General features: G+C 71.5%; 13 protein-coding genes and 1 pseudogene. 8 read left to right on the forward strand and 6 right to left on the reverse strand.

Annotation, left to right across the window (positions count from 1 at the left end; genetic code table 11):
- Positions 1–53 precede the first annotated feature (53 nt).
- Positions 54–3,332 (reverse strand): bifunctional lysylphosphatidylglycerol synthetase/lysine--tRNA ligase LysX, encoded by a 3,279-nt coding sequence (lysX, locus tag AB0N07_RS23220; protein WP_365837954.1) that lies wholly within the window; start codon positions 3,330–3,332, stop codon positions 54–56.
- A 90-nt stretch (positions 3,333–3,422) separates the two neighbouring features.
- On the opposite strand from lysX, the gene AB0N07_RS23225 reads away from it, so the two are divergent.
- Positions 3,423–3,884 (forward strand): universal stress protein, encoded by a 462-nt coding sequence (locus AB0N07_RS23225; protein WP_365837956.1) that lies wholly within the window; start codon positions 3,423–3,425, stop codon positions 3,882–3,884.
- 93 nt (positions 3,885–3,977) lie between these two features.
- On the opposite strand, the gene AB0N07_RS23230 is transcribed toward AB0N07_RS23225, so the two are convergent.
- Positions 3,978–4,430: a cytidine deaminase gene (locus AB0N07_RS23230; protein ID WP_365837958.1), complete on the reverse strand. Its 453-nt coding sequence runs from the start codon at positions 4,428–4,430 to the stop codon at positions 3,978–3,980.
- A gap of 161 nt (positions 4,431–4,591) precedes the next feature.
- On the opposite strand from AB0N07_RS23230, the gene AB0N07_RS23235 reads away from it, so the two are divergent.
- Complete coding sequence (locus AB0N07_RS23235) at positions 4,592–4,855, forward strand: hypothetical protein (protein ID WP_365837960.1); 264 nt, start codon at positions 4,592–4,594, stop codon at positions 4,853–4,855.
- A gap of 44 nt (positions 4,856–4,899) precedes the next feature.
- Positions 4,900–5,040, forward strand: a pseudogene (locus AB0N07_RS23240) (amino acid permease); the annotation flags it as partial.
- 26 nt (positions 5,041–5,066) lie between these two features.
- Here AB0N07_RS23240 and AB0N07_RS23245 read toward each other — a convergent pair.
- The gene (locus tag AB0N07_RS23245; RefSeq protein WP_365837962.1) at positions 5,067–5,810 is read right to left on the reverse strand and encodes a WYL domain-containing protein; all 744 of its coding nucleotides are present in this window, start codon (positions 5,808–5,810) and stop codon (positions 5,067–5,069) included.
- Between the two features lie 10 nt (positions 5,811–5,820).
- Positions 5,821–6,759 (reverse strand): alpha/beta hydrolase, encoded by a 939-nt coding sequence (locus AB0N07_RS23250; RefSeq protein WP_365837964.1) that lies wholly within the window; start codon positions 6,757–6,759, stop codon positions 5,821–5,823.
- A 163-nt stretch (positions 6,760–6,922) separates the two neighbouring features.
- On the opposite strand from AB0N07_RS23250, the gene AB0N07_RS23255 reads away from it, so the two are divergent.
- Positions 6,923–7,765 (forward strand): hypothetical protein, encoded by an 843-nt coding sequence (locus AB0N07_RS23255; RefSeq protein ID WP_365837966.1) that lies wholly within the window; start codon positions 6,923–6,925, stop codon positions 7,763–7,765.
- Here AB0N07_RS23255 and AB0N07_RS23260 read toward each other — a convergent pair.
- Positions 7,762–8,577, reverse strand: coding sequence for an alpha/beta hydrolase (locus tag AB0N07_RS23260; protein ID WP_365837968.1), 816 nt, complete (start codon positions 8,575–8,577; stop codon positions 7,762–7,764). The two genes, AB0N07_RS23255 and AB0N07_RS23260, sit on opposite strands and share 4 nt — an antisense overlap.
- Positions 8,578–8,634: 57 nt before the next feature.
- Here AB0N07_RS23260 and AB0N07_RS23265 point away from each other — a divergent pair, with 57 nt between their 5' ends.
- On the forward strand, positions 8,635–9,108 hold the full coding sequence (locus AB0N07_RS23265) for a MarR family transcriptional regulator (protein WP_365837970.1): 474 nt from the start codon (positions 8,635–8,637) through the stop codon (positions 9,106–9,108).
- Between the two features lies 1 nt (position 9,109).
- On the opposite strand, the gene AB0N07_RS23270 is transcribed toward AB0N07_RS23265, so the two are convergent.
- On the reverse strand, positions 9,110–10,270 hold the full coding sequence (locus AB0N07_RS23270; RefSeq protein WP_365837972.1) for a CapA family protein: 1,161 nt from the start codon (positions 10,268–10,270) through the stop codon (positions 9,110–9,112).
- A 212-nt stretch (positions 10,271–10,482) separates the two neighbouring features.
- Between AB0N07_RS23270 and AB0N07_RS23275 the strand changes: the two genes are divergently transcribed.
- The 3 genes from AB0N07_RS23275 to AB0N07_RS23285 all read left to right on the forward strand — a co-directional run bounded on the left by AB0N07_RS23275 (position 10,483) and on the right by AB0N07_RS23285 (position 12,507).
- Entirely contained in the window at positions 10,483–11,028 is a 546-nt protein-coding gene (locus tag AB0N07_RS23275) for a sigma-70 family RNA polymerase sigma factor (RefSeq protein WP_115910734.1), read from the forward strand.
- Positions 11,029–11,185: 157 nt separating this feature from the next.
- On the forward strand, positions 11,186–11,701 hold the full coding sequence (locus AB0N07_RS23280; RefSeq protein ID WP_365837974.1) for a hypothetical protein: 516 nt from the start codon (positions 11,186–11,188) through the stop codon (positions 11,699–11,701).
- Between the two features lie 152 nt (positions 11,702–11,853).
- Entirely contained in the window at positions 11,854–12,507 is a 654-nt protein-coding gene (locus AB0N07_RS23285; protein WP_365837976.1) for a zf-HC2 domain-containing protein, read from the forward strand.
- Positions 12,508–12,541: the final 34 nt, after the last annotated feature.

The raw sequence follows: 12,541 nt of genomic DNA on the forward strand, positions 1-12,541 counted from the left end.
CCTCGACTCCTGGGGAGACGACCTGCGGCTGCTGCTGCCGCGGCCCTGAGCGGTCAGCGGCGGCGCACCAGTGGGAACGGCAGCGTCTCACGGATCGTCAGGCCGGTGAGGAACATGACCAGCCGGTCGACGCCGATGCCCAGGCCGCCGGTGGGCGGCATGGCGTATTCGAGGGCGTCGAGGAAGTCCTCGTCCAGTTCCATCGCCTCGGGGTCTCCTCCGGCGGCGAGCAGGGACTGGGCGGTGAGGCGGCGGCGCTGTTCGACCGGGTCGGTCAACTCCGAGTAGGCGGTGCCCAGTTCGGTGCCGAAGGCGACCAGGTCCCAGCGCTCGGCCAGCCGTGGGTCGGTGCGGTGCTGGCGGGTCAGCGGGGAGACGTCGGTCGGGAAGTCCTTGTAGAAGGTGGGCAGCCGGGTCTTCTCCTCCACCAGGCGTTCGTACATTTCGAGTACGACCTCGCCGCGGCCGTCGTCCGGCGTGTACGGCACGCCGGCGCGGTCGCACAGCCGGTGCAGCACCGGCAGCTCCGTGTCCGCGTCTACCTCCTCCCCCAGCGCCTCCGAGATCGCGCCGTGCACCGTCTTGACCGGCCATGCGCCCGAGATGTCGTACTCCTTGCCGTCCTTTCGGGCGATCGGCGCACCGAACGCGGCACTGGCCGCGCCCTGGATCAGTTCCCGGGTGAGGTCGAGCATCACGTCGTAGTCCGCGAAGGCCTGGTAGGCCTCCAGCATCGTGAACTCCGGGTTGTGCTTGTAGGAGACGCCCTCGTTGCGGAAGGTGCGGCCCATCTCGAAGACCTTCTCCAGGCCGCCGACGCACAGCCGTTTCAGGTACAGCTCGGGCGCGATGCGCAGGTAGAGGTCGAGGTCGTAGGCGTTGATGTGGGTGGTGAAGGGGCGGGCGTTGGCGCCGCCGTGGATCTGCTGCAGCATCGGCGTCTCGACCTCCAGGTAGCCGCGCTCCAACAGGCCCTGGCGCAGGGCCTGCACGGCGGTGGAGCGGGCGCGGATCACCTGGCGGGCGTCGGGGCTGGAGACCAGGTCGAGGTAGCGCATGCGGACCTTGGCCTCGGGGTCGGCGAGGCCACGGCGTTTGTCGGGCAGCGGGCGCAGGCACTTGCCGATCAGCTGCCAGGAGGTGACGAAGACGGTCGGTTCGCCCTTGTCGCTCACACCGGCCCGGCCGGTGGCGGTGATGTGGTCGCCGATGTCGGAGTCGGCGGTGAAGCGGTCCAGGGCAGGCCCGGAGTCCGCGCGGGTGAGGGCCAGTTGGCGGTCGCCCGACCAGTCGCGCAGGGTGACGAAGACGATGCCGCCGAAGTCGCGCACCAGCATGATGCGGCCCGCGACGGTGACCTGCTCGCCCTCGCGGACGTCGGCGAGGGCGTGGGTGCGCTGCGGGATGCCGACCGGGTAGGGGTCGATGCCGTCGGCGCGCAGCCGGTCGAGGGTGCGGTGCCGGATGCGGACCTGTTCGGGCAGACCGGCATGGGGATCGTCGGGCCCGGCCTCGCCCCCTCCGCCGAGGCCGAGCGCCGACAGCGACGGCAGGCCCTCGGTGGTCGCGGGCCTGGACGCGCCCTTCGGGTGCCCCTTTCCCCAGAGTTTGCGCAAGGACGGTACCGAAACGAAACCTTCGGCGATGCCGGAGGCCAGCCCGATACGGGCGAGGGAGCCTGCGTCGCCGTAGCAGATGAAACGCGGATACCACTCCGGCTGGTACTTGGCGTTGGAGCGGTACAGCGCCTCCAGCTGCCACCACCTGGAGAAGAAGAGCAGCAGGCGGCGCCACAGGCGCAGCACCGGTCCGGCGCCGATGCGGGCGCCCTCCTCGAAGGCCGAACGGAAGACCGCGAAGTTCAGCGAGATCCTGCGGATCCCCAGCTTCGGTGCCGCCTCGCACAGTTCGGCGACCATGAACTCCATGACGCCGTTGGGGGCGCTGCGGTCACGGCGCATCAGGTCCAGGGAGACGCCGTCGCTGCCCCAGGGCACGAAGGAGAGCAGCGCGAGGAGACGGCCGTCCTCGCTGAGGGCTTCCACGAGGAGGCAGTCGCCGTCGGCCGGGTCGCCCAGGCGGTCCAGGGCCATGGAGAAGCCGCGCTCGGTCTCGGTGTCGCGCCAGGCGTCCGCCTTGTCGATCACCTCCTCCATCTCCTCGTCGGTGAGGCTCTCGTGGCGGCGGATGCGGCAGTGGGCGCCGGTGCGGCGCACCCGGTGCACGGCCTGCCGGGTGACGCGCATGTCGCGGCCGTCGAGGTCGAAGTCGGGGACGTGCAGGATCGCCTCGTCGCCGAGTTGGAGCGCACCGAGGCCGGCGCGGGCGAAGGCCTTGGCGCCGTCCTCGGAGGCGCCCATGGCGGCGGGCGCCCAGGCGTACCGGCGGGCGACGTCCAGCCAGGCGGCGATGGCGTGCGGCCAGGCCTCCCGGTCGCCGACGGGGTCGCCGCTGGCGAGGCACACGCCGGCTTCGACGCGGTAGGTGACGGCGGCCTTGCCGCTGGGCGAGAAGACGACGGCCTTGTCGCGGCGGGTGGCGAAGTAGCCGAGGGAGTCCTGCTCGCCGTAGGCCTTGAGCAGGGCGCGGATGCGGGGCTCCTCGTCGCCGTGCAGGGCGCCTTCTAGGCGTTGCGAACGGAACAGGGTGGCGGCGGCGTTGAGCAGTGCGAGCGCGCCGAACAGGCCGAGCAGGAAGAACAGGGCACGGGGTGGGCGGCCGTCGAAGGAACTGCCGGAGACCAGGCCGCCGCAGACGCGGTTGGCGGCCCACAGCAGGTGTTGGCTCTCGGGCAGGGTGCCGGGGAAGAGAGCGACCAGGCCCCAGCCGACGAGGATGCCGGCGGCGATCCCGGCCAGCAGCACCACCAGGGCCCGGCGGAAGGCGGCGCGGCGGGAGGCGGCGTAGAACTCCTTGCGGGCGACGATCAGCACGGTCAGTGCGAGGCCGCAGACGACGAGGGACGGGACCGACTCGTAGTACAGGCCCAGCGCCACACCGAGGATGTCGTCCAGGACCAGCAGACCGAGGTAGAGGACCACCAGCCACCAGGCGATCTTCTTGCGGGCGGCGGTCGCGGCGGCGAGCAGGAAGAGGAAGACGGCGTAGGCGAGATTGGCACTGACCGGGATGATGATCACGTCGAGGAAGCGGACCACCGGGCGCAGCAGGGTGCGCAGCGGAGGGATGAGGGCCAGCAGGCCGCACAGCAGGCCGAGGGCGCCGAAGAAGGCCGCGAAGGCCTCGGGCGCCTTGCGCATCGGACCGCTGCCGGACGGCCGTATCGGGCCCGGGGGGTCCTTGGGCGGGGAGGCCTCCGCTGTGGCACTCATGGTTCCGACTGTAGGAAGGGCTCGGCCGCCTCGCCCGTCGAGAACCCCCGCACGGCGGCGGGACCTGCGGCTTCCGATAGCCTCACAGCCGTGACGGAACAGCACTCGCACCAGTTCGAGCGGGGCACGGACGGGCCCAAGGTCATCGTGGTCGGGGTGGACGGCTCGGACTCCTCGATGCGCGCCGCGGCATATGCCGGTGGCCTGGCCAGGCGCCAGCACGCGCTGCTCGCCGTGGTCTATGTGCAGCCGGTGATGGCCGCGGGCGCGGCCATGGGCGCGCCGGTCGCCGAGACGACGGACGAGATCGCCGAGGACCTCAAGACCTACATCCGGGACGCCACGGAGCGGCTCAAGGGGATATACGAGGTCCGCTGGGAGTTCCACACCTTCCGCGGCGACCCCTACAGCGGCCTGGTCAGGGCCGCGGACGAGCTGAAGGCGGACGCGGTGGTGGTCGGTGCCTCCGAGCAGGCCGGGCACCGGATCGTCGGGTCGGTGGCCGTACGGCTGGTGAAGGCGGGCCGGTGGCCGGTGACGGTGGTGCCGTGAGGCTCACGGCTTGCGGGTGAGGACGTCGGTCCGGCGCTGAACGAACCCGGCGGACGGCCGCGTACTGGAACGGCGCCGGCGCCACCAAGACGTTCACGCACCCGGTGCACCACACCTGGCCGATGGACCTGCGGAGTCGGTTTCGAGCTGGTGGTCGGCCCAGACGTAGCTCTCCGGCAGCAGCTCGGTGACGGGGACGGCGCGCAGGCGGTCGCCCTGGCCGACGATGACCTTCAGGGCGGGGAAGTAGTCGAGCAGCACCTGCCTGCATCGGCCGCACGGAGAAACGACCCCGCGGTCGCGATCGCCCACCGCGACGATCGTGTCCAGCTCGTAGACGCCCTGCGTGGCCGCCGCACCGATGACGACCAGCTCCGCGCAGGGGCCTCCGGTGAAGTGGTAGGCGTTCACCGCGGTGACGATCCGCCCGTCCCGGGCACGGGCAGCCGCGGCCATGGTGTGGTTGTCGCCCCGGCAGCGGGTGCGGGCGACTTCGGCCGCGGCCTGGATCAGTTCGTGATCGAGGTCCTGGGTTCGCATCACCATGTCGGTACGGTAGCCGGGAGGCACGGCCGGTCCTCGACGGGGGCCTTGGACCCAGGTCGCCGGTCGGTGTACACGCGCATACGGTCGCTCGATGATGGCGCGGTGACCACTCACCCGGGCCGTGGACGCGGCTGTACGGCCGGGTCACGGCCGATCCGGCGGTGGCGCTCGTGGTGGACGAGTGCGACGTGGCGACAGGGCTGGTCCGGCAGGTGATCGCCCGTGGGAACGCCGAGTTGGTGCCGTTCGACATCGCGCGGGGCCGCCGCGAGCTCGTCCGCCACCTCGGAGCGGACGAGACCCGGTGGGACGAGCGCTTCACGGGATATCTGTACGACGATCCGGCGCGCCGTGGGACGGTGTGGCTGCGGCTGCGACCGGAGTCCGTGACGGCGCAGGACCTGAGTTACGCAGCCGCTCCGTGACGCTTCGAGTACCAGTGCAGCCGGTTCGGCATGCTCACCGTGATGAGGCGGCCGAACCGACCAACCTCGGCATCCTGTTGGCGTTCGTGGTGGTGTGCTCGGCGGTGATCGAGCTGCGCTACCGGCGTCCGGAACTGCCGCGCACCTTCCGGACGCCGTGGATGCCGTTCGTGCCGGCGCCGGGTTTCGTCGCCGCCGGGATCTGCTTCGGCTACCTGTACCGGCGGTCGGAGCCGACCGACCGCCCGGACAGGGAAGCAAGAGCGGCGGGCGGGACCGCGTCGGCGGCGGCCGAGCCGTGCAGCAGGTCGGCCAGGTCATGGGAGCGTGCCTGCTCACCGGTGGTGGCCGCTGCTGCGATCCGGTCCAGCCGGAAGCCCCGGCCGGCCCGCCGGGTGCGGCACCAGGCGATGAGGTACCAGCGGCCTTCGGCGGTGAGCAGTCCGGCCGGTTCCACCTCTCGCTCGCTCTCGCACCCGGCCGCGTCGACGTAGGACAGGCGCAGCACCGTTGCCTCGGTGAGGGCCTGTTCCACGGCGGCGCGGACCGCGGGATCGGTCCGCGCCGGCAGCGCGACGATCCGGGCGGCGAGTTCCCGGGCCGCCGCCGAGCCGGGACCGGTCATCGAGGCCACGATCTTCTGGTACGCCGTCCGGGCCGCCCCGGCATAGGGGACGCCGGCGTCGGCCGCGGCCAGCGCGGCGGCCAACGCCGCTGCCTCGTCGGCGGTGAAGTGCATCGGAGGCAGCGTCGTCGCCGGGTCGATCGTCCAGCCCCCGCCCCGCCCGGGCATGGTGCGCACCGGGACACCGGACTCCATCAGCGCCTGCAGATCACGCTGCACCGTGCGGGTGCTGGCCTCGAACCGCGTGGCGAGTACGGCGACCGTCAGCGGCCGCGGCGCCGCCGCGCGCAACTCTTCCACCAGCGCATAGAGCCGGGCAGTGCGGTTCATGGGGCCGACGCTACCGTCCCGCCGCGCCGAGGAACTCCCGCTCACGTGCCTGTTCCCGCTCGGTGACGGTCAGCGGGAACAGGGTGAATCCGTGCATCGCACCGGCGACGACGCCGAGTTCGACGGGCGCACCCGCCGCCTGCCACCGCTGGGCCAGAAACAGCGAGTCGTCCAGCAGCGGATCCTCGGTGCCCACGACGATCCGGGCGGGCGGCAGACCGGTCAGGTCGGCGAAGAGCGGCGAGATTTCCGGGTCGCGGCGCTCCTCCGCCCCCATCCCCGGGGTGAACAACTCATAACTGCCTTGCAGCGATTCGGTGTTGCTGAGCAGCCGTTTCGAGCCGAACAACCGCTGGCTCGGCGTCATCGACAGGTCGTACGGGCCGAAGAGCAGCTGGGCCGCCCGGAACGCGCCGGTGATGCGGTGCCGGTCGCGCAGGCGCAGCAGGGTGACGACGCTCAGATGGGCGCCGGCCGATTCGCCGCCGATCAGCAGCCGCCCGGTGCCGAACTCGGCTGCAGCGTGCTCCACCAGCCACCGGGCAGCCGCTTCGCAGTCGTCGGGCCCGGCGGGGAACGGGTGCTCCGGAGCCAGGCGGTACTCCACGCTCACCACCGCCAGCCGCGCCTGCACGGCAAGCCGCCACAGCCTCTCGTCCTGCCCGCCCGCGGAGCCGAACGCCCAGCCGCCCCCGTGCAGGTGCAGATATACGCCGTCGACCTGGTCCGGGACGAACACCCGTACCCCGACCCCGTCCGCGATGACCCGGTCCCGGCCCTGCGGCAGTCGCACCGGTGGGGTGCGGCCGCCCAGCCGGTTGCGCCGCAGCAGCGCCAGCACGGTCGCGTCCGGCGTCTGTCCGCGGGTCGGGCGGCTTGCGGCAGTGGCCTCGAACTGCTCGTTGAAGGCCAGGGTCTCGGCGAGGCAGTCCTCGTCTGTGATCGTCATGACACCGACCCTCGCAGCCGTCCGCGACAACACCCTGTCACCCTTTTCCGGTGAGCTGCGTCACGGCGGCTAGAGTTCTGCGTCGGCCCGGGCAACACCGGTGCGACACGGGGGGATTGAGCTGATGGCTTCAACTGGAAGACGTGACGGGCGCGGAGCGGTCGTGGCCGCCGTGCTCAGTGTGGTGGCCGTGCTGCTGCTCGGCGGGTGCGGGACGCAGATGGCCGGCCGGGAAGCGTCGCCTTCGGCGACCGGACCGATCCAGTGGACCACGTTCGAGCCCTCGGAGGTCATCGGCGGCCGCCTCGCCGACGGCGGCCGTACGGTGCTGCTCGACGCGCAGGTGCCCAGCGGTCCGCGCGCCTGTGTGCGGGATTTCAAGGCGGTGCTCACCGACCCCCCGCAGAAGGATCTTGTGCGGGTCCAGCTCACCTTCTCCTCTCCGTCGGGGGACCGGCGTTCAGGCTGCTCCAAGGAGCGGTCGGCCACGGCGCGGGTCCGGCTGCCCGTGGCCCTGGGCAGCCGGGAGGTGGTCGTCGACCACTATGTGCAGTTCACCGCCGACGGCGCGAAGGCGCCCGCGTTGCGGCTGTGCGGGAAGCTCGGCTGCACCCCGCCGGCGACCGGCTGTACGGACGCCTCCTACGACCAGGCGCTGATGGCGGTCGACGCGCCCGCGCACACCTACCGGGACTCGCAGGAGTGCGACGGCAAGTGGCTGGTGCTGGACTTCTCCTGGCGGACCGGACCGGCCTGCGACGACGCCTCGGCGCCCGGCTGCTCGTCCCGGCTCGGTGACCGCTGGTACTTCCGGGCGGAGAAGTCCGGCTGGGTGCCGATCGTCGAGGGGGCGGCGGGAGGCTGCCGGGTCGTGCAGCGCAGGGCGCCGGCGTTTCCGACCTCGCTGTGCAGGGGGCTGGCTCCGCTTTCTGCTTCCCTGCACCCGAGTTATCCGCCCGCGTCCGCCTCTCCGAGCCCGTCCCCCTCGCCGAGCCGCCCCTCCTAGAGAGCGCGGAGGAACTGCAGCAGGATCTCGTTGAAGACCTCCGGCTTCTCCAAGTTCAGGTAGTGGGCGGTGTCTTCGACGGTCTGCGCACGCCCGTCGGGGACGGTGCGCGCGAGGCGTTCGGCCGCGTCCAGCAGCTCGGGGGGCTCCAGGGTGCCGTTGACGGTGAGCACCGGGACGTCGATCTTCGGCAGGCGGGGCCAGGAGTCGCTCACGCGCACCAGCCAGTCCTTCTCGCCGGGCGTGTGCTTGGAGATCGAGTTGAAGGCCATCTCCCGCAACCGGCGCGCGATGCCAGGGTCGACGTCGTCGGCGCTGCGGTACGGGCCGGGCACGACGCGCACGAACACATCGAGCCAGCCCTCGATGTCGCCGGCGCCCAGGGTGCGTGCGTACTCGGCCTGGATCTGCCGGGTCCAGTCGTCCGTGTACTGGAAGTCACCGGTCGCCGCGCCGCAGGTGACCACCGCGCGCACGAGCTCGGGGTGCTCCAGCACGGTGTCGGTGGCGATCACGCCGCCCATCGACAGGCCGACGAGGACGGCGGGGCCCGCGTCGAGGTGGCGGAGCAGGGCGGCGAGGTCGTCGGCCCAGCGGAACGGCCTGGTGGCGTTGGCGGAGGATCCGTGGCCGCGTACGTCCGGGGCGATCACCCGGTACCCGGCGGCGAGGGCCGGTATCTGGTCGTCCCAGACGCGGTGGTCGACGTACCCGGAGTGGAGGAGGACGACGAGATCACCGGAGCCGGTGTCGAGGTAGGCGAGGTCACCGTCAGAGGACGGGAAGAGGCGAACGTCCGAAGCACCAATCATGACAACCAAGGTGTCATCTTCGAAGAGATTTGACAACCGGGATGTCATGATGGCCGGGTGGACGACATCGACAAGCCACTCACCCCCGACGAGCTGGGCCATCGCCTCACCGAGGTGTTCGATCTGGTCGGCCCGCTGTACCGGCGCGCTGTGCGCAAGGTCGAGCAGGGCGAAGCGGTCGAGGGGGTCTCCGTCGGCGTCCGCGCCGTCCTCGACCTGCTGCGGCAGCACGACCCCATGACGGTGCCTCAGATGGGCCGGGTCCTGGCGCTGAGCCGGCAGTTCGTACAGCGCATGGTCAACGACGCGGCGGCCCAGGGATGGGTCGAGGCCGTCCCCAACCCCGCGCACCAACGCTCGTCCCTGATCCGGATCACGGAGGAGGGCCGCGCGACCATCGCCGCCATCCTGGGCCGTGAGCACCATCTCAACCGGCAGGTCGGCGGCGATCTGACGGATGCCGAACTGCGGGCGACCGTGCGGGTGCTGAGGGAGATCCTGAAAGCCTTGGACCACGTGGAGGTGGACTGACCTATTGCCCCATGACCAGCCCGTCCTTGGCCGCGCCCCGGCTCAGCACCACGTTGCGGATCGCGTCGCGCACGGCCTTCACCTCGGCGCCCTGGGCGATGGCCTGGTTGAGGTTCACCGCCCGCCCGGCGTCGACGTCGAACATCAGCGGGACGAACTCCGCCTTGGTGACCTCCCAGCGGCCGCCCGCCCGGGCGGGCCGGGTGAAGGTGAAGCGGCCCAGGGTGGATTCGTTGCCACGCGGGTCCTGGACGCCCGACTTGTTCGACATCTCGCCGGCGATCTGATCGCCCAGGCCGTAGACCACCCAGGTGCCGTTGACCTTCTCGTACGCCTGCGGGACATGGGCGCGGGTGCCGAGGACGAGGTCGACGTCGGGGCGGCCGCCGGTGCGGGAGGCCGTGAGTCGCTGCGCCAGGGCGAGCTGCTGCCGGTCGGGCGCGTCCTGCCATTCGGTGCCCCAGTGCACGCAGACCACGACCACGTCGGCGCCGGCCCGCCGGGCCGCCCGGGCGTCCTCGATGATCCTGTTCTCGTTCAGAAGGCTGACGGCCCACGGCGCACCCTTGGGCAGCGGGATGCCGTTGGTGTCGAAGGTGTAGGCGAGGTGGGCGACCTTGGCAGGGCCCGCGCGCAGGATCGTGACGGTGTGCGCCTCGGCCTCGGTGCGGGCCGAACCGGCATGCCGTACGCCCGCGCCGTCCAGGGCGTCGAGGGTGCGGCGGACGCCGTCGGCGCCGTCGTCGAGGCTGTGGCCGGAGGCGGTGGAGCAGCCGTCGTAGCCGGTGGCGGCCAGACCCTGGGCGATCTCGGGCGGGGACGTGAACAGGGAGCGGTCGGCGTAGTGGCCGTTCGCTCCATACACGGTGTCCATGTGACACAGCGCCAGATCGGCGCGGGAGACGACGGGTTTGATGCCGGAGAACATCGGCCGGAAGTCGTAGCCGACGCCGCCGCCGTCGAAGCGGGCGCGGTCGATGATCGAGCTGTGCGGGATGATGTCGCCGGAGGCGACCAGCGTGAAGGTACGGGCCGCGGGCGCCGCCGGGCCCCCCGGGTCTCCGGGACGGGTGGACGCCTGCCGATGCTGGGCCTGGCAGGCCGCGCCCACGGTCAGAACGGCCATCAGGGCCAGGGCAACCTGTCGTCTCCGTGCAATCATCAGCTCACCCCACTATTGTCAGATTTACGCATAAATAGGTACGAAGCTGAGTGCGCGGCCAAACAACCGCGCCGCCCCGATTAACCCGTCCGGTGCCCGCGAACGGGCGCGCGGGACCGTTCGTCGTACCGTTCGTCGACGCGATCGACCGTCCGCCGCAGATCCCGGTACGGACCCTGTCCCGAGGCGGCACCCTGCGGTGCCATACGGACATGACGGCCGGAACCACCCTCACGAACGCGACGACCGCCGAGCACGAGCTCGCCGCGCTGCAGCGCGAGCACGGCCGCCCCCTCTTTGCGCTGTTGCTCCGCCTCTGCGACGGCGACCGGCAGCGCGCCGAGGACCTGGTGCAGGAGACCCTGGTGCGCGCCTGGCAGCATCCCGAGGCGCTGCGCGCCGACGACTTCGACTCCGTACGGCCCTGGCTGATGACCGTGGGACGACGGCTCGCCATCGACGCGCGGCGGGCTCGCCAGGCGCGGCCGCCCGAGGTCGGGGACGCGGTCCTGGAGAACGCGCGGGTGATCGGCGACCACGCCGAGCGGGCCGCCGCCGCCCTCGATGTCCGCGAGGCTGTGAAGACACTCACTCCGGAGCACCGTGAAGTCCTGGTGCTCGTGTATTTCCAGGGGGCGAGTGTTGCGGAAGCCGCGCAGACCCTCGGAATTCCTCCCGGTACGGTGAAGTCCCGCGCGTACTACGCGCTGCGCGCCCTGCGCCGGGTGCTTCCCGGATACGCGGCCGACCTGCGGTGAAACCGACGGCTGAGTCAAACCTCCGTAAAGCGCCTTGCTGAGGACCCCGGTTGAGCAATCAGCTGTCCTCATCCGTGTTCCGGACTGGGGGCTCGGGGCCCCGCGACCGGGGCCCGGAGTCGGGCGACGCGCACGCACCGGAGGAAGGCAGGAAGGGATGCTGCACAGAGGTCAAGAGAGCACGGACGGCACCGGCGGCGGTGAGCTGGTCGTCCCGATGGCCTGGCTGTACGCCGAGTACATCGCCGACGAGCTGCTGCGGACGGGCGATCTGATGCCGCCGACGTCCTTCGAGTTCCGCGCCGGGCGCGACGCCCTGGCGCTGACCGTCTTCCTCTCGGACACGGACGGCGAACTCCCGGGGATCCGGGTGGTCTCCCAGCTGGAGACCTGGCTGTCGCTGACGGCGTACGACCAGCCGTGGCAGGACTGGGTGCGCGAGCGGATGGCGAAGCTGATCGCCCAGGCGGCCGAATCCGGCGGCCCCGCTCCGGACGTGGAACTGGCCCGGGCGGCCTGGCGCTGGCTGGAGGAGACCGAGCTGCTCGCGCCCGACCTGAACGCGGTGCCGGGCGGCGCGGCGGTGGTCGGCGAGGACGAGGGTCCGAAGGTGTGGACGAAGGCGTGGCAACTGGGCCTGCCGCTCGGCCACCTCGCCATCCACCTTTTTTAGACTCGTTTTGATTTCGACCAATCCATGGGCCGGGCGGCTCCGAATCCCAAGGTTTGCGATTCTCCACATGCCTTGAGTGATTCGACTGTCTGGTGCGTACCGGTGGGAGCAAGGAGTAACCCCACCCGCACCCAACGGCACGAGGATTCGGCATGAGGTCCCAGGAGAGGCATCGCGACGTCGCCGCGTACGCGCTCGGCGTGCTGGACGAGGCGGACGCCTTCCGCTTCGAGGACCACCTCATGGAGTGCGCGCGCTGCGCCGCTCACGTGACCGAATTCGGGCCCATCACCCGGCAGATGATGCTGTACCGCCGGGCGACGCCACGGTTCGTGAGCCCCATGACCACGCCCGGCCCGCAACTGCTCGACCGGCTGCTCGGCGCGGTGGCGGCCCGGCACCGGGCCGGCCGGCGGCGCTTCCTGTACGCCGTGGCCGCGTCCCTGGCGATCGGGGTGGCCGGGCCTGGAATCGCGATGACGGTGGCCGGCGGCGGCACCGACACGGTGCGGATCGCGGCGACCGACGCGAAGTCGGGCGTATGGGCCCAGGTGACCACCCAGGACGCGTACTCGGGCAGCCAGATCAAACTGGAGGTGAAGGACGGCGCGGGCCCGCGCCCCTGTCGTCTGGTCGCCATCGGCCGCGACGGCTCCGAGCAGATCCTGACCAGCTGGACCGTCCCCAGCCACGACGCCCGCCCGATCACGATGCAGGGCAGCTCCGCGATGCACACCGGTGAGATCGCCCGCTACGAGCTGCGCACCGCGGACGGGGAGCATCTCGTCACACTCCAGTCCCACTAGCGCCACCGCAGCAATGCCTCACCGCCCGGTGTGA

The organism is Streptomyces sp. NPDC051172 (genome assembly GCF_040682555.1).
GTDB lineage: Bacteria > Actinomycetota > Actinomycetes > Streptomycetales > Streptomycetaceae > Streptomyces.

Bases quoted from the DNA above. Each gene is read 5' to 3' on its own strand.
- AB0N07_RS23285 (WP_365837976.1), top strand. From the start codon at position 11,854: ATGAGGTCCCAGGAGAGGCATCGCGACGTCGCCGCGTACGCGCTCGGC.
- AB0N07_RS23260 (WP_365837968.1), bottom strand. From the start codon at position 8,577: ATGATTGGTGCTTCGGACGTTCGCCTCTTCCCGTCCTCTGACGGTGAC.
- AB0N07_RS23245 (WP_365837962.1), bottom strand. From the start codon at position 5,810: ATGAACCGCACTGCCCGGCTCTATGCGCTGGTGGAAGAGTTGCGCGCG.
- lysX (WP_365837954.1), bottom strand. From the start codon at position 3,332: ATGAGTGCCACAGCGGAGGCCTCCCCGCCCAAGGACCCCCCGGGCCCG.
- AB0N07_RS23270 (WP_365837972.1), bottom strand. From the start codon at position 10,270: ATGATTGCACGGAGACGACAGGTTGCCCTGGCCCTGATGGCCGTTCTG.
- AB0N07_RS23230 (WP_365837958.1), bottom strand. From the start codon at position 4,430: ATGGTGATGCGAACCCAGGACCTCGATCACGAACTGATCCAGGCCGCG.
- AB0N07_RS23250 (WP_365837964.1), bottom strand. From the start codon at position 6,759: ATGACGATCACAGACGAGGACTGCCTCGCCGAGACCCTGGCCTTCAAC.
- AB0N07_RS23275 (WP_115910734.1), top strand. From the start codon at position 10,483: ATGACGGCCGGAACCACCCTCACGAACGCGACGACCGCCGAGCACGAG.
- AB0N07_RS23280 (WP_365837974.1), top strand. From the start codon at position 11,186: ATGCTGCACAGAGGTCAAGAGAGCACGGACGGCACCGGCGGCGGTGAG.